This window comes from Allobosea sp. BK604 (assembly GCF_004341515.1).
Lineage (GTDB): Bacteria > Pseudomonadota > Alphaproteobacteria > Rhizobiales > Beijerinckiaceae > Allobosea.
Genome location: NZ_SLZF01000011.1, coordinates 20,797 through 45,214, shown reverse-complemented (window position 1 = coordinate 45,214; position 24,418 = coordinate 20,797). Strand labels below are relative to the sequence as shown.

25 protein-coding genes and 1 tRNA gene are annotated in these 24,418 nt (G+C 65.8%); 11 read left to right on the top strand and 15 right to left on the bottom strand.

The genetic code is table 11. The features are described from left to right. Positions 1-71: 71 nt before the first annotated feature. The 7 genes from EV560_RS28520 to EV560_RS28490 all read left to right on the top strand — a co-directional run bounded on the left by EV560_RS28520 (position 72) and on the right by EV560_RS28490 (position 7,229). Positions 72-341, top strand: a complete 270-nt coding sequence (locus tag EV560_RS28520; RefSeq protein ID WP_131859240.1) for a FliM/FliN family flagellar motor switch protein — start codon at positions 72-74, stop codon at positions 339-341. A 104-nt stretch (positions 342-445) separates the two neighbouring features. Continuing rightward, positions 446-530 (top strand) — tRNA-Leu (locus tag EV560_RS28515). A 177-nt stretch (positions 531-707) separates the two neighbouring features. After that, entirely contained in the window at positions 708-2,120 is a 1,413-nt protein-coding gene (gene mgtE / locus EV560_RS28510) for a magnesium transporter (protein WP_131859239.1), read from the top strand. Between the two features lie 140 nt (positions 2,121-2,260). Next, positions 2,261-3,196, top strand: a complete 936-nt coding sequence (locus EV560_RS28505; protein ID WP_248312242.1) for a glycoside hydrolase family 25 protein — start codon at positions 2,261-2,263, stop codon at positions 3,194-3,196. Between the two features lie 148 nt (positions 3,197-3,344). Continuing rightward, entirely contained in the window at positions 3,345-4,322 is a 978-nt protein-coding gene (locus EV560_RS28500; protein WP_131859237.1) for a glycoside hydrolase family 25 protein, read from the top strand. 184 nt (positions 4,323-4,506) lie between these two features. Beyond that, positions 4,507-6,135, top strand: a complete 1,629-nt coding sequence (locus EV560_RS28495) for an inorganic phosphate transporter (protein WP_131859236.1) — start codon at positions 4,507-4,509, stop codon at positions 6,133-6,135. A gap of 101 nt (positions 6,136-6,236) precedes the next feature. Then, a complete protein-coding gene (locus EV560_RS28490; RefSeq protein WP_165923696.1) occupies positions 6,237-7,229 on the top strand; it encodes a CorA family divalent cation transporter in 993 nt (330 codons plus the stop codon). 8 nt (positions 7,230-7,237) lie between these two features. Here EV560_RS28490 and dmeF read toward each other — a convergent pair whose 3' ends face one another. Together dmeF and EV560_RS28480 are read right to left on the bottom strand one after the other, a co-directional pair. After that, positions 7,238-8,248, bottom strand: a complete 1,011-nt coding sequence (gene dmeF, locus EV560_RS28485) for a CDF family Co(II)/Ni(II) efflux transporter DmeF (RefSeq protein WP_131859234.1) — start codon at positions 8,246-8,248, stop codon at positions 7,238-7,240. 30 nt (positions 8,249-8,278) lie between these two features. Then, a complete protein-coding gene (locus tag EV560_RS28480; protein ID WP_131859233.1) occupies positions 8,279-8,545 on the bottom strand; it encodes a metal-sensing transcriptional repressor in 267 nt (88 codons plus the stop codon). A gap of 376 nt (positions 8,546-8,921) precedes the next feature. Here EV560_RS28480 and EV560_RS28475 point away from each other — a divergent pair, with 376 nt between their 5' ends. Then, positions 8,922-10,094, top strand: coding sequence for an isovaleryl-CoA dehydrogenase (locus EV560_RS28475; RefSeq protein WP_131859232.1), 1,173 nt, complete (start codon positions 8,922-8,924; stop codon positions 10,092-10,094). 138 nt (positions 10,095-10,232) lie between these two features. Then, positions 10,233-10,793, top strand: coding sequence for a gamma-glutamylcyclotransferase family protein (locus EV560_RS28470; RefSeq protein WP_131859231.1), 561 nt, complete (start codon positions 10,233-10,235; stop codon positions 10,791-10,793). 121 nt (positions 10,794-10,914) lie between these two features. Here EV560_RS28470 and EV560_RS28465 read toward each other — a convergent pair whose 3' ends face one another. The 6 genes from EV560_RS28465 to EV560_RS28445 form a co-directional block, all read right to left on the bottom strand. Beyond that, the gene (locus tag EV560_RS28465) at positions 10,915-12,711 is read right to left on the bottom strand and encodes an ABC transporter ATP-binding protein (protein WP_131859230.1); all 1,797 of its coding nucleotides are present in this window, start codon (positions 12,709-12,711) and stop codon (positions 10,915-10,917) included. Positions 12,712-13,034: 323 nt separating this feature from the next. Then, positions 13,035-14,072, bottom strand: a complete 1,038-nt coding sequence (locus tag EV560_RS28460; protein WP_131859229.1) for a sensor histidine kinase — start codon at positions 14,070-14,072, stop codon at positions 13,035-13,037. 2 nt (positions 14,073-14,074) lie between these two features. Then, positions 14,075-14,521, bottom strand: a complete 447-nt coding sequence (locus EV560_RS28455; RefSeq protein WP_131859228.1) for a response regulator — start codon at positions 14,519-14,521, stop codon at positions 14,075-14,077. Continuing rightward, positions 14,518-16,011 (bottom strand): sensor histidine kinase, encoded by a 1,494-nt coding sequence (locus EV560_RS28450; RefSeq protein WP_131859227.1) that lies wholly within the window; start codon positions 16,009-16,011, stop codon positions 14,518-14,520. The genes EV560_RS28455 and EV560_RS28450 overlap by 4 nt, the downstream gene beginning before the upstream one ends. Before the next feature lie 96 nt (positions 16,012-16,107). Next, positions 16,108-16,284: a hypothetical protein gene (locus EV560_RS35900; RefSeq protein WP_165923695.1), complete on the bottom strand. Its 177-nt coding sequence runs from the start codon at positions 16,282-16,284 to the stop codon at positions 16,108-16,110. A gap of 10 nt (positions 16,285-16,294) precedes the next feature. Then, positions 16,295-16,717, bottom strand: a complete 423-nt coding sequence (locus EV560_RS28445) for a rhodanese-like domain-containing protein (RefSeq protein WP_131859226.1) — start codon at positions 16,715-16,717, stop codon at positions 16,295-16,297. 211 nt (positions 16,718-16,928) lie between these two features. Here EV560_RS28445 and EV560_RS28440 point away from each other — a divergent pair, with 211 nt between their 5' ends. Together EV560_RS28440 and EV560_RS28435 are read left to right on the top strand one after the other, a co-directional pair. Beyond that, the gene (locus EV560_RS28440) at positions 16,929-17,621 is read left to right on the top strand and encodes a DUF599 domain-containing protein (protein ID WP_131859225.1); all 693 of its coding nucleotides are present in this window, start codon (positions 16,929-16,931) and stop codon (positions 17,619-17,621) included. Next, positions 17,618-17,911 carry a DUF3253 domain-containing protein gene (locus tag EV560_RS28435; RefSeq protein WP_131859224.1) on the top strand — a complete coding sequence of 98 codons (294 nt, stop codon included), beginning with the start codon at positions 17,618-17,620 and terminating at the stop codon, positions 17,909-17,911. Before EV560_RS28440 ends, EV560_RS28435 begins: the two co-directional genes overlap by 4 nt. Here EV560_RS28435 and EV560_RS28430 read toward each other — a convergent pair. The 7 genes from EV560_RS28430 to EV560_RS36555 all read right to left on the bottom strand — a co-directional run bounded on the left by EV560_RS28430 (position 17,881) and on the right by EV560_RS36555 (position 24,324). Next, positions 17,881-18,669 carry a YdcF family protein gene (locus tag EV560_RS28430; protein WP_131859223.1) on the bottom strand — a complete coding sequence of 263 codons (789 nt, stop codon included), beginning with the start codon at positions 18,667-18,669 and terminating at the stop codon, positions 17,881-17,883. The two genes, EV560_RS28435 and EV560_RS28430, sit on opposite strands and share 31 nt — an antisense overlap. Before the next feature lie 68 nt (positions 18,670-18,737). After that, positions 18,738-19,265: a lysozyme inhibitor LprI family protein gene (locus EV560_RS28425; protein WP_165923694.1), complete on the bottom strand. Its 528-nt coding sequence runs from the start codon at positions 19,263-19,265 to the stop codon at positions 18,738-18,740. Between the two features lie 52 nt (positions 19,266-19,317). Then, complete coding sequence (locus tag EV560_RS28420) at positions 19,318-19,938, bottom strand: glutathione S-transferase family protein (RefSeq protein WP_131859221.1); 621 nt, start codon at positions 19,936-19,938, stop codon at positions 19,318-19,320. Between the two features lie 154 nt (positions 19,939-20,092). Further along, positions 20,093-22,093 carry an acetyl-CoA carboxylase biotin carboxylase subunit gene (locus tag EV560_RS28415; RefSeq protein WP_131859220.1) on the bottom strand — a complete coding sequence of 667 codons (2,001 nt, stop codon included), beginning with the start codon at positions 22,091-22,093 and terminating at the stop codon, positions 20,093-20,095. A gap of 185 nt (positions 22,094-22,278) precedes the next feature. Then, positions 22,279-22,716 (bottom strand): hypothetical protein, encoded by a 438-nt coding sequence (locus tag EV560_RS28410; RefSeq protein WP_131859219.1) that lies wholly within the window; start codon positions 22,714-22,716, stop codon positions 22,279-22,281. 377 nt (positions 22,717-23,093) lie between these two features. Then, positions 23,094-23,774 carry an HAD-IA family hydrolase gene (locus EV560_RS28405; RefSeq protein ID WP_131859218.1) on the bottom strand — a complete coding sequence of 227 codons (681 nt, stop codon included), beginning with the start codon at positions 23,772-23,774 and terminating at the stop codon, positions 23,094-23,096. A gap of 55 nt (positions 23,775-23,829) precedes the next feature. Beyond that, complete coding sequence (locus tag EV560_RS36555; RefSeq protein ID WP_248312241.1) at positions 23,830-24,324, bottom strand: hypothetical protein; 495 nt, start codon at positions 24,322-24,324, stop codon at positions 23,830-23,832. Positions 24,325-24,418: the final 94 nt, after the last annotated feature.

The following is a 24,418-nucleotide window of genomic DNA, read 5'->3' as shown; positions in this document are numbered from 1 at the left end:
CAATTTTTTAGTGAGAGACGGATTCAGACTTCGGATCCCATCCGAAGTCATCCGGCTCTGGGAGAGAAAACTTGAAGGCTGATCTCGATCTCGTCGGAGTCGAACTGACCGTGGTGTTGGGTTCCGCCCAGATGCCGATCTACAAATTGCTGCGCATGGGCCGCGGCGCCATCATCGAGCTCAATGCCAGCGAGAATGACGAGGTCCAGATCCTCGCCAACAATCATCCGTTCGCGCGCGGCCATGTCGTCGTCAACGGCACGCGCATCGCCGTCGAGGTCACCGAGATGCTGAAGCGGCCGACCGTTTACAGCTCCGAGACGATCGCCGAAGCGGCATAAGTCACATTTCCTTCGTCAGCACTCTTGTGGCCGCGGATTCGATTTGCTAGACCCGCGCCGCTCCGGAGTGAGCCGCATCGCTGCGGCAAGATTTCTGAGCCGCTGCGGTCATGGCGGAATTGGTAGACGCACTACCTTGAGGTGGTAGCGGGGAGACCCGTGGAGGTTCGAGTCCTCTTGACCGCACCAGATTCAGGCTGAAGCCTCGTCAAACGGCGATCCTCACGGATCGCCGTTTTTCGTTTCGCGGCAGAGGCCACGCTTCCGGACAAGATATCGCCGCGAAAGCGTCATGCTGCGTTGCCACGGCGGGATGCGGCTGACAAAAGAGCCCTGCCCCCAACCTCGAATCGCGGAGCCCGACGGATGGTCGAAGCCGATAGCGCTCCCGATCGCCCCCTGACGCCGGTCCGCGTGATCCGAGACGAGGAAGGCGCCATCGATCTGCGCCTGGTCGAGGAGGTCTCGCAGGCCGTCCTGCTCTCCGATCTCACGACCTTGCGCGCCATCGTCGCGGATATGCACGAGGCCGATCTCGGCGCGCTGCTGGAAGCGCTCGACCCGGATGAGCGGCCGCGGCTGATCTCGCTGCTCGGCTCGGATTTCGACTTCACCGCGCTGACCGAGGTCGACGACGCCGTCCGCGAGGAGATTCTCGAAGAGCTTTCGCCCGAGACCGTCGCCGAGGGCGTGCGCGAGCTCGACACCGACGACGCCGTCTACATTCTCGAGGACCTCGACGAGGCCGACAAGCAGGAGGTGCTGGAGCATCTCTCGCCGGCCGAGCGTATTGCGCTGCAGCAGGGCCTCGACTATCCCGAAGGCACGGCCGGCCGCCGCATGCAGAGCGAGGTCATCGCCGTGCCGCCCTTCTGGACGGTCGGCCAGACTATCGACTACCTGCGCGAGACGGCCGACCTGCCCGAGCGCTTCTTCGAGATCTTCGTCGCCGACCCGGCGCATCATTTCGTCGGCACCGTCCGGCTCGACCATCTGCTGCGCACCAAGCGGCCGGTGCCGATCTCGCAATTGCTGGAGGAGGATCGCCGCGTCGTCCGGGCGACCGAGGATCTCGAGGACGTGGCGCGCCAGTTCCAGCGCTATAACCTCGTCGCCGCCCCGGTGATCGACGATGCTGGAAGGCTGGTCGGCGTGATGACCATCGACGATGTCGTCGACGTCATCGAGGAGGCGGCAGACGACGACGTCAAGCAGCTCGGCGGCGTCGACGCGGCCGAAGAATTGTCGGACCCGGTCGCCCAGATCGCCAGGAGCCGCTTCCGCTGGCTCTTCATCAACCTGCTGACGGCCTTCCTGGCCGCGGCTGTGATGGGCCTGTTCGAGGCGCAGCTCTCCCAGCTCGTCGCGCTCGCCATCCTCGCCCCGATCGTCGCCAGCCAGGGCGGCAACGCCGCGACGCAGACCATGACGGTCGCGGTGCGCGCGCTCGCGACGCAGGAACTCGGCGCCTGGAACGTCCGGCGTTTCTTCACGCGCGAGCTGATTGTGGCGGCGCTCAACGGCCTCGCCTTCGCGCTGATTACCGGGATTGTGGCAGCAATCTGGTTCTCTCATGTCGGATTAGGGCTTGTCATCGGCGTCGCGATGATCATCAATCTCCTCGCCGCCGGATTGGCGGGGGTTGCCATCCCGGTTCTGCTGGAGCGGTTCGGGGTGGATCCGGCGGTGTCCTCCGGGACATTCGTGACGACAGTGACTGATGTGGTCGGCTTCTTCGCCTTTCTCGGCATCGCCACGCTGTTGCTCGGCCTGAAATAAGCGTCCGGAAGCATCCTCCGGGCGATGCCGACCGCGCCCCGCGTGGCGAGACTGCGTCAAAACAGGAAACTGGAGTCCTGGTAACGTAAACCGGCCGTCAATTTTTCTCCGTAATTGTCCACGAGATGATCGCCCGCCGCATGTTCCGCCCCAAACTGATCCCTTTTCTGGCCGCGACCGCGTTTGCCGCTCTGGGCGGCTGCGTCGCGCTCGACAATTATCCGCAGAAGGGCGACGCGCGCCCGCATCCGGGCGTCGCGGCAGCGCATAACTATCCCATCCACGGCATCGACATCTCGCGCTGGCAGGGCGATATCGACTGGGCCTCGGTCAAGGCCGCAGGCACCCGCTTCGCCTTCATGAAGGCGACCGAGGGCGGCGACCATGTCGACCCAGCCTTCCAGAGGAACTGGGAAGCCGCCCGCCGCCACGGCGTGATGCGCGGCGCCTACCATTTCGTCTACTGGTGCCGGCCGGCCCATGAGCAGGCTGTCTGGTTCAAGCAGCACATCCCGAACGACCCGGACGCCCTGCCGCCGGTGCTCGATGTCGAATGGAACGGCCATTCGCGGACCTGCCCGCAGAAAATCGACCGGTCGCTTGCGCTCGAGAAGATCAAGCTGATGCTGACCGAGCTCGAGCAGCTCACCGGCAAGAAGCCGATCATCTATACCGACATCACCTTTCACAAGGACGTGCTGGAAGGCGAGTTCAACGAGTATCCCTACTGGATCCGCTCGACCGCCGCGAAGCCCGAAGCCCGCTACAGCAGCCGACGCTGGGCCTTCTGGCAGTTCACCACCACTGGCCGCGTCCCGGGCATCAAGGGCGATGTCGATCGCAACGCCTTCTACGGCTCCGAGCGCGACTTCGCCGCCTGGGTCAATGGCGAATACGACATCGGCACGCTGAGCTGGGACAAGCGCCGTTCGGTGCCGCCGCAGCCGAGCCCGGGCCCCGAGCGCACGCCGGCGCCGGACGAACCGATGGTCGCGACGATCCCCGGCGCGCTCACGCCGATGGCGTCTTCGCTGCATGTCAGCCAAGCCTACGCCGAAACCGGCGAGGCCGAGTAAAGGCGCTCCGTCCCGTCACGATCCTGAGCCGGCGCACCCACCGGGCCCGCCGGTTAACCAAGGCTGAAGCCGATCCCTCGCATCCGAGCGATTGCTAACCGCGCCTTAACCCTGCCCCCGCACCACTGATCCCGGACAGAAGGAGCCGGTGCAGGTGCGCACGACTTTAACAACGACAATTCTGCCCCGTATCCTCGCGATCCTTGGCCTCACCCTCGCCTGTGCGGGGTCGGCCTTGGCGCTCTACCCCAAGAAGGGCGATGCCGATCCGCATCACGGCGTGCGCGACGCCCGCCGCAAGGCGATCCAGGGCATCGACGTCTCGCGCTGGCAGGGCGAGATCGACTGGCAGAGTGTCAAGGACGCCGGCACGCGCTTCGCGTTCATCAAGGCGACAGAAGGCGGCGACCATCTCGATCCGAGCTTCCGCCGCAACTGGAGCGAGGCGAAGAAGGCCGGCGTCGCACGCGGCGCCTATCATTTCGTCTGGTGGTGCCGCCCGGCCAAGGACCAGGTGCGCTGGTTCAAGCGCCACATCCCGCGCGATCCGGACGCCCTGCCCCCGGTGCTCGACGTCGAATGGAACGGCCATTCGGAGAAGTGCGGCAAGAAGATCTCGCGCGAGAAGGCGCTCGCCAAGATCCGCGAGATGCTTCATGGGCTCCAGGCCCATACCGGCAAGAAGCCGATCATCTATACCGACATCACCTTCCACGAGGACGTGCTCGAGGGCGAGTTCAACGATTATCCTTATTGGCTGCGCTCGACCGCGGCGCCGCTGCGCCATCGCTATAACCGCGAGCAATGGGAGTTCTGGCAATTCACCACGACCGGCCGCGTGCCGGGCATCACCGGCGATGTCGACCGCAACGCCTTCTTCGGCTCCGAGCATGAATTCGCCGCCTGGCGCCAGGGCCGCTTCGATATCGGCGCGCGCAAATGGCATGGCGACGAGCCGAAGGTCGCCGTGACCCGCAAGCCGCCGGCGCGGCCAAGCCAGGCTCCCGCGGCCAAGGCAGCTGACAATGTTCCGATCCGGCTCCTGCCGCCGGGCCGCGTGCCCGGCCGGCACGGCGCGCGCGATCCACGGGTGACCGGCTCGATTGCAAGCAGCGAGGCAGATTAGTCTATACTTTGAAGTCGAATCAGGCGCGAATGCTCCAGGTAGTAAGACTAAAGTCGTAGATCTCTGCGTCAATCATCGCTTGACATTTTGAAACGACTTTCTCGCAACTGCGAAATCGTCATCAGATTGTCGGCAAACTGGCTCAGCTTCCCCGCACCTCCACGAGGGTTCGGGGACCGTTTCCATGACCAGTATGACGCTTGACAGCAGCCAGGGCCATGAGCCGGGCGCAGGAAAACCGCAGCTTGAATCGCCGAAAAGCCTGCTTGCGATGGTCGCCTTCGCGGCCGTCCTCACCATTGGCCTCGGCTACATGGTCTTCAGCCTCTACCAGGACATCAGCTCCGCCGGCATGCCGACGACGACCTGGCTGCCCTTCATCCTGCTCGGCATCGCGCTCCTGACCGCGCTCGGCTTCGAGTTCGTCAACGGCTTCCACGACACCGCCAACGCCGTCGCCACGGTGATCTACACCAACGCGATGCCGGCCAACTTCGCGGTCGTCTGGTCGGGCTTCTTCAACTTCCTCGGCGTCATGGTCTCCACCGGCGCCGTCGCCTTCGGCATCATCTCGCTGCTGCCGGTCGAGCTCATCCTGAATGTCGGCTCCGGCGCCGGCTTCGCCATGGTCTTCGCGCTGCTCATCGCCGCGATCCTGTGGAATCTCGGCACCTGGGCGCTCGGCCTGCCAGCCTCGTCCTCGCACACGCTGATCGGCTCGATCATCGGCGTCGGCCTCGCCAACCAGCTCTTCGGCGCGAATAACGGCACCTCCGGCGTCGATTGGTCGAAGGCGGTCGAGATCGGCTATTCGCTGCTGCTCTCGCCGCTCGTCGGCTTCATCGCCGCGGCCCTGCTCTTCCTGACCATCAAGGTCCTGATCAAGAACCCCGAGCTCTACTCCGAGCCGAAGGGCAACAAGCCGCCCCCGCTCTGGATTCGCGGCCTGCTCGTCGCCACCTGCACCGGCGTCTCCTTCGCGCATGGCTCGAATGACGGCCAGAAGGGCATGGGCCTGATCATGCTGATCCTGATCGGCTGCGCGCCCACCGCCTATGCGCTCAACCGCGCGATCTCGCCGGCGGACCTGAACAATTTCCGCCAGACCGCGATCGCGGCCAGCGCCGTGATCGACGCCAAGGCCGGCGGCCACCAGATCCTCGGCGATCCGCGCCCGATCGTCACGCGCTATGTCGCCGAGCGCCAGATCAATGAATCGACCTTCCCGGCGCTGGCAGCCCTGACCCGCGAGATCGTCAAGACGATCGAGACCTATGGCTCGCCCGCGAAGTTCCCGGCCGCTGCGGTCGGCAACGCCCGCAACGACATGTACCTCGCCTCCGAGGCGCTGCGCTTCATCTTCGTGGCCGACAAGAAGGAAGAGAAGATCTTCACGCCCGACGATCTCAAGGTGATGCAGTCCTTCAAGAGCTCACTCGACAACGCCACCAAGTTCATCCCGTTCTGGGTCAAGGTCGTCGTCGCCCTGGCGCTCGGTCTCGGCACCATGGTCGGCTGGAAGCGCATCGTCGTCACCGTCGGCGAGAAGATCGGCAAGACGCACCTGACCTATGCCCAAGGCGCCTCGGCTGAGCTGGTCGCCGCCGCGACCATCTTCGCGGCCGATAATTACGGCCTGCCGGTCTCGACGACACATATCCTGTCCTCGGGCGTCGCCGGCACCATGGCGGCCAACAAGTCCGGGCTCCAGATGTCGACGGTCCGCAACCTGCTGATGGCCTGGGTTCTCACCCTGCCCTGCGCCATCCTGATCTCCGGCACGCTCTTCGTGGTGTTGCGCGCCGTGTTCTGAACGGCTAATCCGCCCCGCGCCGCACCGGCGCGGGGCTTACCCCTTGCCGGTCGGTCCACAGTCCGACAAGGCCAGAACTCATGGACAGGCAGCCGTTCCGAATGAACGATCTGCAATCGCAGACAGGCATCGTCTGGGCCTATCATTTCGATGCCGATGGCGTCGCCACGCAAGTCCCGCGCGAGCAACTGCCAGGCCTTTCGCCCGAGATCGGCTTCACCTGGCTGCATCTCGACCTCGTCCACACCAGGGCCCAGGCCTGGATCAACGAGCAGAGCGAACTGCGCCCCGCGGCCCGGGAGCTTCTCCTCTCCCGCGAGACCCACCAGCGGCTCGACCATTCCTCGAGCCAGGCCTGGGGCATCGCCCACGACATCACCCGCGATATCGTCGACCGCACCGACAATGTCGGCGCACTGTTCTGGGCGGTGGGCGAACACTTCCTGCTGACCGGCCGGCGCGAGGCGCTGCAGTCGATCCGCAAGGCGGCCGATGCTGTCAATGCCGGGGAGCGGATCGGTTCGCCGGCCGAGCTCTTCGAGCACATCATCGAATATCTCATCGACGACGTCACCGACGCGGTCGTGCGCCTGGCGGATGAGACCGACAGCATCGAGGACCAGATCCTGCTCGACCGGCTGAGGGACGGCCCGTCGCGGGTCGGCACCGTCCGCCGCACGGCCGTGCAGCTGCGCCGCCAGCTCAGCGGGCTCCATCTGCTGTTCCGCCGCTTCGCCGAGACACCATCCGGACGCTCAGCGCCCGAAGACGTCCGAACGTGCGCCACCCGCCTGTTGCTGCGCGTCGACACGCTCTACCAGGACGTGCAGGCGATCCAGGATCGCGCGCGACTGCTCCAGGACGAGATCGCGGCGAGCTCCGCCAATCAAACCAACCGGCAGCTCTATGTGCTCTCGATCCTGACTGCGCTCTTCCTGCCCGCGACGTTCATCACCGGCCTGTTCGGCATCAACGTGAAAGGCCTCCCCTGGGTCGAAGAGGATGCCGGCGCCGCGATCGTCACCCTGACCTGTCTCGCCGCCTCGATGCTGACGCTGTACCTTCTGCGCAACCGCGGCATCATCGGCCGCTGATCCGCGGCTCAGGCCGCAGCCGCGGCGGCGGGGTTCACCTCGACGGTGACATGCGACAGGCCGGGCAACCCGGCGAGCAGCGCCTTGTAGGCGGCGGGCGGCTTCGGCTCGGCCGCGACCACCGAGACGATGGCGCAGCAATGGCCGGGGCCGACCTGCCAGAGATGCAGGTCCGCGACCTCGGCGCCATCGGCGGTGACACGTTCGCCGATCTTCGCCGCGAGATTCCGATCGGGGACTGTATCGAGCAGCACCGCGCCCGAGGCGCGCAGCAGCCCGAGCGACCAATGCGCGATCACCAGCGCGCCGACGATACCCATCACCGGATCGAGCCAGACCCAGCCGACGAGGCTGCCGCCGAGCAGCGCGGCGATCGCCAGCACCGAGGTGAAGGCATCGGCCAGCACATGCAGATAGGCGGCACGCAGATTGTGGTCGCGATTCAGCCCGGAAGAGGCATGGGCGTGGTCATGGCCGTGATGATGACCATGTCCATGGTGGTCACCATGGTGATGGTGGCCATTGTAATCGTGGCCATGATCATGGCCAGGCCCGTGCGCGTGCCCACCGCCGAGCAGCCAGGCGCTGACCAGATTGACGACGAGACCGAGCACCGCGACCGCGATCGCCTGGCCGAAGACGATCGGCACCGGCTGGAACAGCCTGAACACCGACTCGACGCCGATGAACAGCGCGACCAGCGCCAGCACCAGCGCGCTCGCAAAGGCCGCGAGATCGCCGAGCTTGCCGGTGCCGAAGGTGAAGCGCGGGTCGCGCGCGTGCTGCCTGGCGAAGCGATAAGCGAAGGCCGCGATCGCCAGCGCCGCCGCATGGGTCGACATGTGCCAGCCGTCGGCGACCAGCGCCATCGAGCCGAAGAGCGTGCCGGCCACGATCTCGCCGACCATCATCGCCGCGGTCAGCGCGATGACGAGCCAGGTCCGGCGCTCGTTCTCCTCATGGCCGGCGCCGAGGAAGACATGCTCGTGCCGGGGCGAGAGATGGGCCGTATCGGTCATGCTGGTCTCCGCTCCCTGAGATACCTGGTCCTAGAGATACTTGGTCAGGGCCTTCAGCCCCTCGATCGACTTGCGCGCCTCGGGCGTCTGCGGCCCCGAGGTCTCAAACAGGTGATGGTCGATATGGTCGAAGATCAGCAGCATCTTGACCTTCTCAAGGGCCTTCTCGACCGCCTGGAGCTGCTGCACCACATCGGGCACGTCCCGCCCCGCCCCGACCATCTTCACGACGGTGTCGAGATGCCCCTGCGCTCGGCGCAGGCGTTTCAGGATATCGGGATCGAGGTGGTGACTCATGACCATATCCTATCCTCCAGGGTAGGATATGGAAGCCGCCACATCGCCGCAGCTTTCCTCTCCCCTGCGGGAGCTTACCTTCTCCCCCTGCGGGAGAAGGTGGCTCGGCGAAGCCGAGACGGATGAGGGTCGCGCGACGCATCCTATATTCGCAGGCAGTGGACCCGACATCGGAAAGATCGGTGCGCCCCTCACCCGGGGCTGCGCGCCACCTTCTCCCGCAAGGGGAGAAGCAAGCTCCCGCAGGGGGAAAGCAAGAGCCGTGCGCCCTCTCCCATCCGGGGCCGACCTTCGGTGAGCCTGACAGCGCCGCAAACCGCGCTATAACGCTGGCAAGGCTGCGCCCACGCGCTCAAACGACATCCGGGAGGCCATCATGCTCGCCAATGCCCCGCGCCCGTTCAATTTCGACCTCGGCGAGACCGCCGACGCGATCCGCGACACGGTCCACTCCTTCTCGCAGGAGAAGATCGCCCCGCGCGCCGAGGAGATCGACCGCAGCAACCAGTTCCCGATCGACCTCTGGCCGCAAATGGGCGCGCTCGGTCTGCACGGCATCACCGTGAAGGAGGAGGATGGCGGCGCCGGCCTCGGCTATCTCGAGCATGTCGTCGCGATCGAGGAGGTCTCGCGCGCCTCGGCCTCGGTCGGGCTCAGCTATGGCGCCCATTCCAATCTCTGCGTCAACCAGATCGCCCGCAACGGCAATGCCGCGCAGAAGGCAAAATACCTGCCCAAGCTGATCTCGGGCGAGCATGTCGGCTCGCTCGCCATGTCCGAGCCGGGGGCCGGCTCCGATGTCGTCTCGATGAAGACGCGGGCCGAGAAGAAGGGCGACCGCTATGTCATCACCGGCAACAAGATGTGGATCACCAACGGCCCGGTCGCCGAGACGCTGGTCGTCTACGCCAAGACCGATCCGAGCGCCGGCTCGCGGGGCATCACCGCGTTCCTGATCGAGAAGGGCATGAAGGGCTTTTCGACGGCGCAGAAGCTCGACAAGCTCGGCATGCGCGGCTCGGATACCTGCGAGCTCGTCTTCGACGGCTGTGAGGTGCCGGAGGAGAACGTGCTCGGCGAGGTCGGCCGCGGCGTCAACGTGCTGATGTCGGGGCTGGACTATGAGCGCGTCGTGCTCTCCGCCGGGCCGCTCGGCATCATGCAGGCGGCGATGGATGTGGTGCTGCCCTATATCCACGAGCGCAAGCAGTTCGGCCAGTCGATCGGCGAGTTCCAGCTCGTCCAGGGCAAGGTCGCCGACATGTATGTCGCGATGAACTCGTGCAGGGCCTATGTCTATGCCGTCGCCAAAGCCTGCGACCGCGGCGAGACCACCCGCGAGGACGCCGCCGGCGCTATCCTGATCGCGGCCGAGAAGGCGACGCAGATGGCGCTCGACGCCATCCAGCTCCTGGGCGGCAACGGCTATATCAACGACTACCCGACCGGCCGCCTGCTGCGCGACGCCAAGCTCTACGAGATCGGCGCCGGCACCAGCGAGATCCGGCGCATGCTGATCGGGCGAGAACTGTTCAACAAGACGAAGTGACCCTTGCCCTTTCCGTCATGGGCGGGCTTGTCCCGACCATCCATGTCTTCCCTGGGTGCGGGGTAGTGTTCAAGACGTGGATGCTCGGCACGAAATCGAGCATGACGGTGGTGTTTCCGAGCATAGTGTAGCGCAGCCATGCCCCTCTACTTCGCCTACGGGCTCAACATGGACATAACCGGCATGGCGCAGCGCTGCCCGAACTCGCGCGCACTCGGCCTTGCCCGGCTGCCGCGACATCGCTTCATCGTCACGAGCGACGGCTATGCTTCGGTGATCCGCGATCCGCGCGAGACCGTCCACGGCGTGCTCTGGGATTGCTCGCTCGGCGACATCCGAACGCTGGACAAGTTCGAGGACATCGCCAGCGGGCTCTATGTCAAGATCAACCAGCCGGTCATCGTCCAAGGCGGCGCCAAGCGGGCGCTGGTCTATGTCGGCCGCAGCGGCTCGATCGGCAAGGCGCGGCCTGGCTATATGGAGACCGTCATCGCCAGCGCCAAAGATTGGGCGCTGCCGGAGACTTACGTCGCCGCGATGAATCGATTTCTGAGCAAGCCGAGCCTCGATCCGAAGCCGTTGAACCAGGATCTGACCGAAGCGCTGCCACCGGGACCGGTCCAGGGAGTCAGGCCTAGGGCGGCCGCGCCCGACATCACACCGGCACGCCCCCCTCGCCGGCCGGCCGACAAGCCCTGACACTCGGCATCCGACAGCATCTCGACATCATCATCTGCAGCAGCAGCCCACCTGAGCGCGTGAAGGCGCAATAAAAAGGGGCCGCTCGTCGCGGCCCCTTCTGTTTCCGGCTCGCGCCGCCTCAGGCTGCCAGCCCCTTCGCCATCTCGCTGGCCTGGCGCTCGAACAACGCGCGATAGGCGCCGTTCTCGCGGGTGAGCAGCGCCTCGTGGCTGCCCTCCTCGACCACCTTGCCGCGGTCGAAGACCAGGATCCGGTCCATCGCCCGCACGGTCGAGAGCCGGTGCGCGATGACGATCGTGGTGCGGCCCTGCATCAGCCGCTCGATCGCCTCCTGGATCAGCGCCTCCGATTCCGAATCGAGGCTCGAGGTCGCCTCGTCCAGGATCAGGATCGGCGCATCGGCCAGGAAGGCGCGGGCCAGGGCGACGCGCTGTCGCTCGCCACCCGAGAGCTTGACACCGCGCTCGCCGACGAGCGTGGCATAGCCCTTGGGCAGGCGCATGATGAACTCATGCGCATTGGCGAGCTTCGCCGCCTGGATGATCCGCGCCATCGAGGCACCCGGCTTTCCATAGGCGATGTTCTCCGCCAGCGAGCGGTGGAACAGTACGGGTTCCTGCTGCACTATCGCGATCTGCGAGCGCAGCGAGGCCTGCGTCGCTTCGGCGATATCGCGCCCATCGATGGCGATGCGCCCATCCGTCACGTCATAGAGCCGCTGCACCAGCTTGACGAAGGTCGTCTTGCCGGAACCCGAGCGCCCGACGAGCCCGACCTTCTCGCCCGCCGCGATCTTCAAGGAGAAGTCGCGGTAGAGCGGCTCGGCATGGCCGCCGTAATGGAAGGTCACGCGCTCGAAGGCGATCTCGCCGGCATCGACCACCATCGCGCTCGCCCCCTTGCGATCCGGCACGCCATAGGGCTGGGCATGCATCGCAACGAGCTCCTCCATGTCGTTCACCGAACGCTGCAGGTTGTGCACGTGCTGGCCGACATCGCGCAGATAGCCATGCACGACGGCGTAGCTGGTCAGCACGAAGGCGACATCGCCCGGCGTCGCCTGGCCATTGGCCCAGAGCCAGATGACGAGCCCGATCACCGAGGCGCGCAAGGCGAGCAGCACGAATTGCTGCGCCGTGCCCGAGGTCGTGCCCCTCACCCAGGTGCGGCGCGTCCTCAACGCCCATTTCGCCATCACGGTCGCGAGCCGCGCATCTTCCCGAAGCTCGCCGCCATAGGCCTTGACCACCGGGTTGCACGAGATCGCGTCGGCGAGCGCCCCGCCGACACGCGTGTCCCAGCTATTGGCCAGCCGCGCCGCCGGCGCGACGAACTTTAGCGACAGCGTCACGGTGACGCCGACATAGATCAGCGCGCCCATGAAGACGACGAGGCCCATCGCCGGCCAATGCCAGGCCAGCAGCGCCGTCGTGCCGATGAGCACGACCAGCGAAGGCAGGAGCGCGATCAGGATCGTGTCGGTCAGCAGGTCGAGCGCCCACATGCCGCGCGTGATCTTGCGCACTGTCGAGCCGGCAAAGTTATTTGCGTGCCAGTCGGTCGAGAAGCGCTGCAGGCGCGCGAAGGATTCCTGCGCCGTATCGCTCATCGTGCGCAGGGTCATGCCGGTGATGCCGATGAAGCCGAGATGGCGGAACAGCACGCCGACCGCGCCAAGAGCGAGCATCGCGCCGAGCGCCAGCAGCGCCGCATCGAGCGCGCCGGCACCCTGCCGCGTCACGGCATCGACGAGGTGGCCGGCATAGAGCGGCATGAACAGATCGGCCATGGTGGCGAGCATCATCGAGCCGCCGACGAAGGCAACGGACCCGGGCTGACGCGCCCAGTGCCCGAAAGTGAAGCCGAGAACGGCCCGGAACGGCTCCTGCCGCTCCGTTTGGTTGCGAATAGACATGTCGGTCATTCGGCCCCCGGACGGGACCGACTCCAGATCGATGGAGACGACGCAATGCGCCTGTCCCCGACTGAACGAATAGAGATGGAAATACTGGCTCAGGCCGCCATCAGGCGGGCCACGGGCTGTTCCGACCTAGTGGCGGACGGAAGGCCTGGGAGAGGTGACGATGATCATGAATACCATGCTGCCCTCCCTTTCTTGAGTTGGAGCCAAGGCGGACAAGATGCCGCATCAAAATTCAATGCGCAAGCCGCCCGTTTTCAAATGGGACGATGTGAGGCGTCGAGGACACAGCGGGCTTCGCTACCGCGCGCCGAACTCTACTGCAGGGGAATCCGCAGGCGCGCCCGCGTCCCGCGCTCGGCGCTCTCGTAGCTGAAATCGCCACTGAGATTGCGAACGGTCGCGGCGATGACCTTGCCGCCAAGCCCAGTGCCTTGAGCAACGCCGACGCCACGCCAGCCGATGCCGTCATCCTCGACGACAATATCGATGCCCCCGTCCGGCGCCTCGCTGAGCAGCACGCGGACCTCGCCGTCTCCCGCGGGATAGGCGTATTTCACCGCATTGGTGACGAGTTCGGTAACGACCATTCCGACCGAGACGGCCTTGTCGGTCGGCAGCTCGATCGAGCTCAACGCGGTCCGTATGCTCGGTGTGCGCCCGGTCGCCGTCATCGACGTGGAAAGCTCTCCGACCAAGCCTTCGAGATAGGAACCGACATCGACCGAGCGGACATCGTCCGACGTGTAGAGGCGGCGATGCAGGCTGCCGATCGCGGCGATGCGTCCCTGCGTCTCTGCCAGGGCATGCTTGGCAGCCGTATCGGAAACCGCAGCCGCCTGCATCCGGACCAGCGATCCGACGAGGGCCAGGCTGTTGGCGACCCGGTGGTTGACCTCGGCGAGCAGCGTCACAGCCCGGTCATGGGCCTGGCGCAGTTCGCGCTCGGCCCGTTCCTTGTCGCGGCGCAGCCGCGCCGTATCGAGCGCCTGCTCGATCGCCGAATTCAGCAGCACGTCGAAATCGTCGCCGACGGTCTTGAGGACATAGTCGACCGCGCCGGCCTTGAGCGCCTGCACTGCGACGGTGATCTCGGATGAGGCCGTGACATAGACGACGGGCGGTGGCGTCGGACGCTCCCGAAGTGAAGCCAGCACGTCGAGGCCCCAGGTGGTCCCCAGATCATGGTCGAGGATGACGACGTCGAAGGCCTGCTCGTCCACTCGCGCCAGGCCGACAGTCGCGTCGGTCGCGCTCTCGACCTGATAGCCTCGCCGCGCCAGCGTCTTCTCGACGAGGCGTCCGAGCGCGGCGTCATCGTCGATATACAGAATGTGGATCTGGCGATTGGGCATCCTTATGCCGTTTCCGGCACCTGCATCACCGAGAAAAACAGCCCGAGCTGCCGGATCGCATGGGCGAATCCGTCATAATCGACCGGCTTGGTGATGTAGACATTGGCGCCGAGATCATAGCAGCGCTGGATCTCACGGCTATCGTCGGTCGTGGTCAGCACGATAACTGGCGATCGCCGCGTATGCTGATTGGCTTTCAGCTTCTCGAGGATATCGACCCCGCCCATGTCCGGCAGGTTGAGGTCGAGCAGCACCAGCATGTGCCGGCCTGCGCTGGCCTGGCCCGAACCATCGGCTCCGAACAGGTAATTCAGCGCGGCCGTACCATTGGCGAACGGGACGATCTCGTTGTTGACGCCGGCGCGGCGGATGTTCTTCTCGATCAGCCGCGCATGGCCTTCGTCGTCCTCGATCATGATGATCAGGACGGGCCTACCGTTTTGGCTCATGCGGCGACACTCCGTTTCACGGTTCTCAAATCGGCCGGTAGCACGATTCTGAAAGTGCTACCTTGTCCAAAGACAGAGCGGACGGAGATATCGCCGCCCAGATTGCGGATCAATGTGCGCACATGGGCCAGGCCGATCCCCTCGCCCGCTTGGTCCTGCGCGCCCGAGCGCCTGAACAGCTCGAAGATGCGCTCGTGGTCGGTATCGGCAATGCCGCGCCCATTGTCGCGCACCTCGATCGCCACACGCCCCAGCGGCTCCTTGCGCGCCAGGATGCTGATCTCGACCGGCCGCTCCGTCGACCTGTACTTGATCGCGTTGTCGATCAGGTTGCCCAGCGCCTGTTCGAGGGACATCCGGTCGCTGACCATCATCGGCACCTTCGCCTCGATCGAAATCCCGCCGCCATCCTGGCTGGCCTGGTGGTGCACGGCGGCCGCCGCCGTCTCGAGCAGCTGGTTCAGGTCGATCGGCTCGGGCTTCAGCGTCCGCCTTCCCTCACGCGAGATCTTCAGGATGGCGTTGATCAGCCCGTCCATCTTCTTGGTCGAAGAACGAATGAAGCCGAGCGCCTCCGGCAGGTCCTCGAGCGCAGCCTGCTTCGCTTCGGCCTGCAGGCTCTCATCCGCACCCTCGTCAGCCTGGGCATGGGCCTGGATCGGCTTGATTGCCGCCTCGAGCTCGCTGGTGAACCCCATGATGTTGACCAGGGGCGCCCGCAGGTCGTGCGTGACGATATAGGCGAAGCGCTGGATCTCTTCGTTGGCGCGCATCAGGTCCTCAGTGCGCTCCTTGACCCGCTCCTCCAGGCCGAGATTGAGATGCTGCAGCTCGCTGCGCGTCACGCTGAGCTCGCGCGTATATTGCCAGATCGTCCAGACCGCGAGCGCCGCCATCGCGAGCAGCGCCAGGGCTCCGACGATCGCGACCCAGCGTAGCCGCGCGAACGCCGTCTCCTGCGCTGCGATGCTGTTGCGCAGGTTGGTCTCGGATATCTGCAGCACCTGCCTGAATGCCGCGCGGACCTCGTCCATCAGGCGCTTGCCGCGATCCGTGTCGACCTCGGCCAGGGCCCCGGCCCAGTTGCCGCTCTGGCCGAGCTCGATCGTTTGCTTCAGCTCGCCCAGCTTCTGGCGCAGCGTCTCGTTCAGGCCGGGCAAGAGCGCCGCGATCGCGGCATCGCCACTCGCTGCCTCGCGGAAGCGCGCCAGACTCTGCTCCAGTTCGCCCTGCGCGCGATTGTAGGGGTCGAGATAGCTGTTATCGCGCGTCAGCAGGAAGCCGCGCTGGCCGGTTTCGGCATCCTGGATCAGCGTGAGCAGGTCGGCCGAGGTGCTGCGGATATCGCGCGCCCGCACGACTTCGGCGAATTGCGAAGCGCTCTGATTGGTGAGCCAGATGATGGCGCCGACGATGCCGACGAGGACCAGGATGCCGGCCGCGAGAACGATCATCGTCGTTCGCACGAAGCCGGCTTGAGAAATCGGCATGCAAGCCCTTCTGTCGGAAACCTATGCCTTCATCGCCCAATCGCGCCGTGTGTACAAGTGTTCACATGCTGCGGGCCGCGCCGCATTGCAGGCACCTCACCAGAACAAGGCCAGCAACCGCACGGCGATCACCAGCACGAAAGCGGTGATGATCAGGCCGAGCACCTGATGGCGCTTCTGCCGATCGGGCAGCCGTTTCTGCAGCAGGCGCAGCAGCGGCTTGCGGAACAGGAAGGCGACAACCGCCAGGACGATCAGGATATGGGACAGCAAGGCAGTGGTCTCAGCCGACGCTCTTTTCGGGGCGAGGCGCGGGCGCCTCGACCGGCGCTCCCGCCTTAAACCAGGCGCCGAAGCCGCCCTCGATATGTGCGACCGGGCTCAAGCCCATCTCCTGCGCGGCTTTGGCAGCCAGCGCCGAGCGCCAGCCGCCGGCGCAAAAGAAGACGAATTGCTTGTCTTCCTGGAACACCGGCTTGGCATAGGGGCTTTCCGGGTCGATCCAGAATTCCAGCATGCCGCGCGGGCAATGAAAGGCGCCGGGCATGCGCCCTTCCCGCTCCAGCTCACGTGGATCGCGCAGGTCGACGAAGACGGTGTCGTCGCGGCCGGCCAGCGCCTTGGCCTCATCGACGGAGAGGGTCTTGATCTTGGCCTCGGCCTCGGCCAGCAGGGCCTTGTAGCCCTTGGTGATGGTTTGCGGCATCGGCCCCTACCTCTTGAGCATTTTCGAGCGAAGTGGATACCGGTTCGCGTGAAGAAAATGCGTTAAAACAAAGGGCTAGAGAGTTTCCGCGATTCGGAGAAGCGCGGAAATGCTCTTGCGGCGGCACCGTGGCGGCTCGCGCCTCGTCCGTCAATCACGGCTTGCGGAGCGGGCGGGCGCACCGCACTCTCCCCTATCAAAGGGGGAGAGGATGGCCGGATTCGCCACCATCGACATCATCGCGCTGATATTCTTCGTCGCGGCCTGGGTCGGCTATCACGTCGCTGTCGAGCTCGGCCCGCATGCCGAGCGCAGCCTGAACGCGCGCATGAATGTCCGGCGCGCCCGCTGGCTCGCGGAATCGGTGCAGCGCGAAGTCCGCATCATCGACACGCAGATCATGAACGGCCTGCAGAACGGCACCGCCTTCTTCGCCTCGACCTCGCTGATCGCGATCGGCGGCGCGCTCAGCCTGCTGCAGGCGACCGATCGCGTCGCCCAGATCTTCGCCGACCTGCCGATCGGGGTCGAGACCAGCCGCGCCGCCTGGGAACTCAAGGTGATCGGACTTTCGGTGATCTTCGCCTATGCCTTCTTCAAATTCGCCTGGAGCTACCGGCTGTTCAACTATTGCGCCATCCTGCTCGGCGCGATCCCCGATATGCGGTTCCAGGATCAGCCGGAGACGAAGGAGGCCGTGCGCGAGACCACCGCGATGAACATCGCGGCCGGACGGCATTTCAACCACGGCCAGCGCGCCTTCTTCTTCGCGGTCGCCTATCTCGGCTGGTTCCTCAGCCCCTGGCTCTTCCTGATCACGACGGCGGCGGTGCTGACCGTGATGTGGCGGCGGCAATTCGCCTCCGATTCCGCGCGCGTCTTCGGCAAGGCCGATCAGGCATGAGCGCCCAGGACGACGCCCTGGAGGCCGCGATCTTCGACCTTTTGGCCGCGCGCGGCCCGGGCCATACGATCAGCGCGATGGACGCCGCCCGCATTGTCGGCGGCGATCATCCCGACGGCTGGGGCCCGCTGATGCAGCCGATCCGGCGCATCGCGGTCCGGCTGATGAAGGAAGGCAAGCTGGTCATCACTCGCAAGGGCCGTCCGGTCGATCCCGACGATTTCCGTGGCGTCTACCGGCTGAGCCTGCCGCGCGACGATCAGGGCGCCGGGAAGAGCGAATCCGTATAGCCGGCGGCCCAATAGGCCAGGAGGCCGACCCATTCCTTCAAGCCGTTCTCGGCAATGTTGAATCCGCGCGAGGCCTCGCGATAAGGCCTGAAGAAATCGGCCGGCTCATTGGCCGAGAAATAATCGACCGGAAAGGCCTCGACGTTGAAACCGGCCTTCCGGAACACGCCGATGGAGCGCGGCATGTGCCAGGCCGAGGTCACCAGCAGCCAGCGCTCGCCGGGCTTCGGGTCGACGAGCCGACGCGTGAAGCTGGCATTCTCGCGCGTGTTGCGCGACTGATCCTCCAGGATCAGCCGCCCAGGCGGCAGGCCGAGCCCTTCGAAGAGCATGCGGGCGCCGTCGGCCTCGGTCTCGACCACTTCGGTGAGCAGGTTCGCGCCGCCGCCGGTGAAGACGAGCTTCGCCTCCGGATGCAGGCGCGCGAGCTCGACCGCCTTGGTCATCCGCGCTGCGGCAAAATTCATGGTGACGTCGCCGCGCGCCACGCCGATCGCGCCGCCGAGCACGATGATCCCGGCCACCGGCCCCTTGGCGGCGTCCTGCTGCGGAAAGCGGTTCTCCAGCGGCCGCACCAGGATGCGTGGCAACGGGCTGAAGGCGAGCGTGAGCACGCCGAGCATCGCCAGGAGGCCGAGCCAGCGCCCGAAACGGGCAAAGCGGGTGAAGGCGAGGATGGCGGCGAGCGCAGCAAGAAGCAGCAGCAGGTTCACCGGCGACAGCGCGAACCAGACGATCTTGGAAATGGGAAAGAACATCGCGGCCTCCGGCACCGCGCATGCCTTAGCTCATGAATACTGATACGCCGCTAACGTTACGCAGCGGATCAGCGAATGATCTCTGGCGGGTTGTTCGGCCGGCGCTGGGTGGTGGTGCTGCTGCGCTGGGTGATGAAGCGCTCGAGCTCGAGCGAGCGGTTCGCCACCTCGCGCAATTCGCAGCCGGCCTGCATGCCGGCGACCCGCGCCGCTGGCTGGGTACCGCCAAAGAAAGCGCATTTCTGCGCGACATAGCTTTCCCAGGCCAGCTGCAACGCCACGAACTGGCCGCGCGCGCCGGTCTGCTCGGCGCGCAGCACCGCAAGGCTCGCCAATTCCAGCCGCTCGCGCCAGACAGCCTCCTCGCGCCGGGCACAGGTGGTCTCGGCATCGCGCCGGTCGCCGCCGGCAGAGCGTACGCAGCTGACGGCGATCAGGCCGATACAGGAGCTGGTCGCCGTGCCGCTCTGGCGCAAGCAACTCGCCATCTGCGCACGGTCGGCCGCGAGCGTCGGGCTGGGCGCAGGCGTCTGCGCCAGCACCGGCGCAGACGTGACGCAAAGTAAGAGCAGGGCGAAAGCCGGTTTTGACATCATGGCGCGCATCATGGCAGCCATCGCGGCCGGATCAAGGTGGGCAGAGCCCGGCTCACGAGATCGGCACCGGCAGAGCCGGCTTCGCCGCGGGCCTCGCCGAGACCGCCGCATACCAGCGCTCGACATGCGGCCGCGGCTGGCGCTCCACCGGCATATGCAGCCAGCGATGCGCCCCGGGTGCGACCGCGATATCGGCCATGCCGAAGCGCTCATTGGCGAGGTAGCTGCGCTGGGCGAGATGCGCATCGAGGATCGCCATCAGCGCTTCGGTGCGAGCGATCGAATTCTCGATCAGGGCCGGGTCGCGCTGCTCGGCCGGCGTGCGCAGCAGCATGCGGAACCCCGGATTGAGCGCCGGCTGCAGCTCGGCGATCATCCAGTCCATCCAACGGTCCGACTCGGCCCGCAGCGCCGGATCCTCCTCCCAGATCCAGCCGGCGCCGTAGCGTGCCGCCAGATAGCGCACGATGCTGTTGGATTCCCAGATGCAGATCTCGCCATCCTCCAGCACGGGCACGAGCCCGTTCGGGTTCTTGGCGCGATAGGCCGGGCCGCTCGTGCCACCGAAGGCGCCGCCGACATCGATGCGCTCGAAGGTCTGGCCGACCTCCCCGGCCGCCCACACCGCCTTCTGCACATTGATGGAGCTGATGCGCCCCCAGATCGTCAGCATGTCGGGCTCCGCGCCGAAAGTCCGGCTAACGAGATTGTCCGGCCTGAGGCGGAAGAAAGCAAATGCTTCGGCCCTCGCGAGATCATGCCGGCCGAAGCGAAGCGAATGCGCCGCTCAAGCCGCTCGTCCGGGACGATCGGCCTGCGCCTCAGCCTCAGGCAAACTCCATGATGACCGCGTCCACCGCCAGCGAATCGCCTTCCTTCGCCAGGATCTTGGCGATGGTGACATCGCGCTCGGCGCGCAAGACGTTCTCCATCTTCATCGCCTCGACCATGCAGAGCGCCTCGCCAGCCTTGACCTCCTGGCCGACCTTGACCGAAACCGCCTTGACCAGTCCGGGCATCGGGCAAAGCAGGAACTTGCCGGTATCGGCCGCGACCTTTTCCGGCATCAGCGCCGCGAGCTCGGCCTCGCGCGGCGTAAAGACCCGCGCATCGGCATAGGCGCCGGCATGGCCGAGCGCGACGCCATTGAGGATGGCGCGGACCTGCGCCGCCACTTTCACCCCGTCGAGCGTGCCCTGCCAGACCGGTTCGCCTGGGCGCCAGCCGGTCGAAACCGCAATGCTGCGCTCGCCGATCCGGATCGTGAGCATGTCGCCCTGCTCCGTCACCTGCCCTTCGAAACTCGTCTTTCCAAGCGTGACGACGCGGGTGCGCTCGAACTCGACCGTGCGCCAGCCCTCCATTTGCGCCGAGACATGGCGCTTGCGCTGGTTGAGCTTGTGATCGCAGGCGATCGCGATCGCCGCCATGCGCAGCGCGATCTCGCCCTTGGGCTCAGGCAAGGCAAAGCCCTCCGGGAATTCCTCGGCGATGAACCCGGTCGAGAGATTGCCGGCGATCCAGCGCGGATGCTGCATCAGCGCCGAGACGAAGGGAATGTTGTGGCGGATGCCGTCGATCGCGAAGGCATCGAGCGCGCGCGCCTGCGCCTTGACCGCCGCCTCGCGCGTCGGCGCATGCGTCACCAGCTTGGCGATCATCGGGTCGTAATAGATAGAGATCTCGCCGCCCTCGAACACGCCGGTGTCGTTGCGCACGACCGCCTCGCCATCGGGCCCCTCGCTCGGCGGGCGATAGGTCACGAGCCGCCCGGTCGACGGCAGGAAGTTGCGGGTCGGGTCCTCGGCATAGACCCGGCTCTCCACCGCCCAGCCGTTGAGCTTCACGTCCTCCTGCCCGATCGCGAGCTTCTCGCCATAGGCGACGCGGATCATCTGCTCGACGAGGTCGACACCGGTGACCATCTCGGTCACGGGATGCTCGACCTGGAGCCGCGTGTTCATCTCGAGGAAGTAGAAGGACTTGTCCTGGCCGGCGACGAACTCGACCGTCCCGGCGGAATCGTAGTTCACCGCCTTGGCGAGCGCGACCGCCTGCTCGCCCATCTTGCGCCGCGTCGCCTCGTCGAGCAGAGGCGACGGCGCCTCCTCGACGACTTTCTGGTTGCGGCGCTGGATCGAGCATTCGCGCTCGCCGAGATAGATGACGTTGCCATGCTTGTCGCCGAGCACTTGGATCTCGACATGGCGCGGGTCGACGATGAATTTCTCGACGAAGACGCGGTCGTCGCCGAATGAAGAGGCCGCTTCCGATTTGGCGCGAGCAAAGCCTTCCGCGACCTCGCCGGCCGAATGGGCGATGCGCATGCCCTTGCCGCCGCCGCCGGCCGAGGCCTTGATCATCACGGGGTAGCCGATCTCGTCGGCGATCGTGACCGCATGCTCCGGGTTCTCGATGACGCCGAGATAGCCCGGCACCGTCGAGACCTTGGCTGCAGCCGCCGCCTTCTTCGATTCGATCTTGTCGCCCATGGCGGCGATCGCGCCGGGATTGGGGCCGATGAAAACGATGCCGTTATCCTTCAGCGCCTGGGCGAAGGCCTCGCGCTCGGACAGGAAGCCATAGCCGGGATGAACGGCCTGCGCGCCCGTCTGCTTGCAGGCGGCGACGATTTTCTCGATCTGGAGATAGGAATCGGCGGCGGGGGCAGCGCCGATATGCACGGCCTCGTCGGCCATCTCGACATGGAGCGCATCACGATCGGCATCGGAATAGACCGCGACCGTCTGAATGCCCATGCGGCGCGCCGTCTTGATGACGCGGCAGGCGATCTCGCCACGGTTCGCGATCAGGATCTTCGTGAACATGCGCGGCGTCCCCCGGCTGCCTTGGACTATGACAGTCGGATGTATTGGAGGCTGGCGGCTTCGTCCACTGATGCGAAGGTTCAGATCGCGCGAGCGGGCTGTGCGCCCCTGCCCGCGCCAGAGCATCGGACCGAAAAGTGGAATCCGGTCTTCGGAAGGTCCCGATGCACAAACAAAATGCCGGTTCAGCTGGCGAGCAGCATGCGCTCGCTGGCAAGGCTCTGCGCGCTGAGAGCGCCCTTGCGCATGGCGAAGGCGAGCAGCAGCTCGTCGCAGCGCTCGGCCTCGCGCACAACCTCGAAGGCGATGCGCCGGGCGGTCGCGGTCGGGCCGTCGCCGGCCGCCAGCGTCGTCACCAGCCAATGCGCCTTCTCGCGATCGATCAGGCCGGTCGGGCGGCTTTCCCAGACGGCAAAATCGACGGTGAGCGCGACGAGGTAATCGGCAAAGCTCGCAGTGCTGTTCGGCACCGCCCTGTCGAGCGCGATCAGAACATCGATGACGTCGCGGCTCATCACGCAATCAGCGAAGATTTCGCGCTGAAGCATCTTGACGTCTTCGTCGTCGATCGCGTGCCTGTCCATCACGCGATCGACGAATTCACGAAGTTCATGGCCAATCATTGTTCGACCCCTGTCCGGCGTTGTTTTGTGCCGGGTTGTCCCTGTTGCAGGAACACCATGGGGGATGGCTGGCCAGTAGGTGGTTAACGGCCAAATCTGAACGTGTGTTCAGGTTAAACGGTGCTGAGCGGACGTGGTTGCGGGGATGTTACTCGCCAAGGGCCTGACGCCACGACGGCGAGCCCGCTCGGCCGTCATTGCGAGCTGCGCGAAGCAATCCAGGGGCGGCAGCGCTCTACGTCCCCTGGATTGCTTCGTCGCTAGCGCATCGGCCCGAAAAGTGGATTGCGGTTGTTGGAAAAGCCGATGCGAAAACAAGAAGCTAGATCTTCGGACCGGATACGACCGAAGATCCAGGCTCCTCGCAATGACGAGCCTTATACCGGCTCTCGCGCCAGCAGCCGGTCGAGCACGCCGGGCAATTCCGAGCAATGGCTCAGCACGGCCTTCGCCCCCAGCGCTTGCAGGGTGGCGACGGGCTGGAAGCCCCAAGATACCGCGATCGGCGCGACACCGGCCGCAACGGCCATCTCCATGTCGAAGGAACTGTCGCCGACCATCGCAGTCTGCTCCGGCCGGGCGCCGGTTTCCGACATCGCCCGCAGGATCATGCCGGGATGCGGCTTGGAGGGCGCGTCGTCGGCGCTCTGCAAGGTCACGAAGAGCTTCTGCCAGCCATGGCGCTCGACGATATAGTCGAGACCGCGCCGCGACTTTCCGGTGGCGACGCCGAGCCGCAGGCCCGGCCGCGCCGCCAGGGTCTCGAGCATATCCTCGACGCCCGGGAAGAACGGCTCGGCCAGCGCCGGATCGGTCTCGGCGCGCACACGCATCGCGTTGAAGACCTGCCGGTAGGTTTCCGTCAGATGGTCGTCGGGCTCATCGAGCCCGGCGAGCCGTGCCAAGGCGACATCGAGCGTCAATCCGACGATGCCAAGTCCGGCCTCGCGGCCGGGATGAACGCGGCCGCAGCGCTCGAAGGTTTCGTACTGCGCGCCGAGGATGATGGCGGCTGAATCGATCAGCGTGCCGTCGAGATCGAAGATGACGAGAGACATGGCTGCGCTTTAGCTCGAAAAACGCAGCCAGGCCATCACATCCAGCGCGCTTCGCTCATGACTGGACCGCGCGGGCGCAATCGGCCACGGCCTTGCGCAGATCCGCGCCATCGAGCCCCTTGGCACGGCTGTCCTTGCGGCACTCGGCGCGTGCCGCCAGATCCGGCCGCTTCGCCTTGAAGCAAGCAGTGAGCGCCTCGCGCCGGGCGGCGCCGGAGAGATTGCGCTCGTCGGCTTCAGTCTTGCAGGTGGCGCGAGCCGCGACCGCGGTCGGCTTGCCGTCGCGGGTCAGGCCGTCGCGCGCATAGAGCTGCACGCCGGGGAACTTGCCCTGGACGCAGTCGCGCATCGCCTGGCGCAGGTCGTCGCCGGAGAGCGCGACATTCTCGGCGAGGCAATCCTGCCTGGCCTTGGCGCGCTCGGCGCGCGGCACGGGCTCGTCGCTCGTGGCGGCCGCGACCGGTGACGTCGGCGCAGCGGGAGTCTGGGCAATAGCGGGAACGGCCAGCATGAGAGTCAGGCCAGCGAGAACAGAAGCGAAACGCATCATCGGAGCACCTGCGTAGGAGGATCGAGAACAAAATTAGAACACAATCAATTTTGTTCTGCAAGCGTTCTCTTACGCAAGGTCAGGTGAAATCGCT

Excerpts from the sequence above, each read along its gene's own strand:
- EV560_RS28425 (WP_165923694.1), bottom strand. The coding sequence starts at position 19,265 with ATGATGTCAAAACCGGCTTTCGCCCTGCTCTTACTTTGCGTCACGTCT.
- EV560_RS28420 (WP_131859221.1), bottom strand. The coding sequence starts at position 19,938 with ATGCTGACGATCTGGGGGCGCATCAGCTCCATCAATGTGCAGAAGGCG.
- EV560_RS28475 (WP_131859232.1), top strand. The coding sequence starts at position 8,922 with ATGCTCGCCAATGCCCCGCGCCCGTTCAATTTCGACCTCGGCGAGACC.
- EV560_RS28405 (WP_131859218.1), bottom strand. The coding sequence starts at position 23,774 with ATGTCTCTCGTCATCTTCGATCTCGACGGCACGCTGATCGATTCAGCC.
- EV560_RS28435 (WP_131859224.1), top strand. The coding sequence starts at position 17,618 with ATGAGCGCCCAGGACGACGCCCTGGAGGCCGCGATCTTCGACCTTTTG.
- mgtE (WP_131859239.1), top strand. The coding sequence starts at position 708 with ATGGTCGAAGCCGATAGCGCTCCCGATCGCCCCCTGACGCCGGTCCGC.
- EV560_RS28490 (WP_165923696.1), top strand. The coding sequence starts at position 6,237 with ATGAACGATCTGCAATCGCAGACAGGCATCGTCTGGGCCTATCATTTC.
- EV560_RS28430 (WP_131859223.1), bottom strand. The coding sequence starts at position 18,669 with ATGTTCTTTCCCATTTCCAAGATCGTCTGGTTCGCGCTGTCGCCGGTG.
- EV560_RS28410 (WP_131859219.1), bottom strand. The coding sequence starts at position 22,716 with ATGATTGGCCATGAACTTCGTGAATTCGTCGATCGCGTGATGGACAGG.
- EV560_RS28455 (WP_131859228.1), bottom strand. The coding sequence starts at position 14,521 with ATGAGCCAAAACGGTAGGCCCGTCCTGATCATCATGATCGAGGACGAC.
- EV560_RS28465 (WP_131859230.1), bottom strand. The coding sequence starts at position 12,711 with ATGTCTATTCGCAACCAAACGGAGCGGCAGGAGCCGTTCCGGGCCGTT.
- EV560_RS28415 (WP_131859220.1), bottom strand. The coding sequence starts at position 22,093 with ATGTTCACGAAGATCCTGATCGCGAACCGTGGCGAGATCGCCTGCCGC.
- EV560_RS28460 (WP_131859229.1), bottom strand. The coding sequence starts at position 14,072 with ATGCCCAATCGCCAGATCCACATTCTGTATATCGACGATGACGCCGCG.
- EV560_RS28445 (WP_131859226.1), bottom strand. The coding sequence starts at position 16,717 with ATGCCGCAAACCATCACCAAGGGCTACAAGGCCCTGCTGGCCGAGGCC.
- EV560_RS28505 (WP_248312242.1), top strand. The coding sequence starts at position 2,261 with ATGTTCCGCCCCAAACTGATCCCTTTTCTGGCCGCGACCGCGTTTGCC.
- EV560_RS28470 (WP_131859231.1), top strand. The coding sequence starts at position 10,233 with ATGCCCCTCTACTTCGCCTACGGGCTCAACATGGACATAACCGGCATG.
- EV560_RS28480 (WP_131859233.1), bottom strand. The coding sequence starts at position 8,545 with ATGAGTCACCACCTCGATCCCGATATCCTGAAACGCCTGCGCCGAGCG.
- EV560_RS36555 (WP_248312241.1), bottom strand. The coding sequence starts at position 24,324 with ATGATGCGTTTCGCTTCTGTTCTCGCTGGCCTGACTCTCATGCTGGCC.
- EV560_RS28495 (WP_131859236.1), top strand. The coding sequence starts at position 4,507 with ATGACCAGTATGACGCTTGACAGCAGCCAGGGCCATGAGCCGGGCGCA.
- EV560_RS28440 (WP_131859225.1), top strand. The coding sequence starts at position 16,929 with ATGGCCGGATTCGCCACCATCGACATCATCGCGCTGATATTCTTCGTC.
- EV560_RS28450 (WP_131859227.1), bottom strand. The coding sequence starts at position 16,011 with ATGCCGATTTCTCAAGCCGGCTTCGTGCGAACGACGATGATCGTTCTC.
- dmeF (WP_131859234.1), bottom strand. The coding sequence starts at position 8,248 with ATGACCGATACGGCCCATCTCTCGCCCCGGCACGAGCATGTCTTCCTC.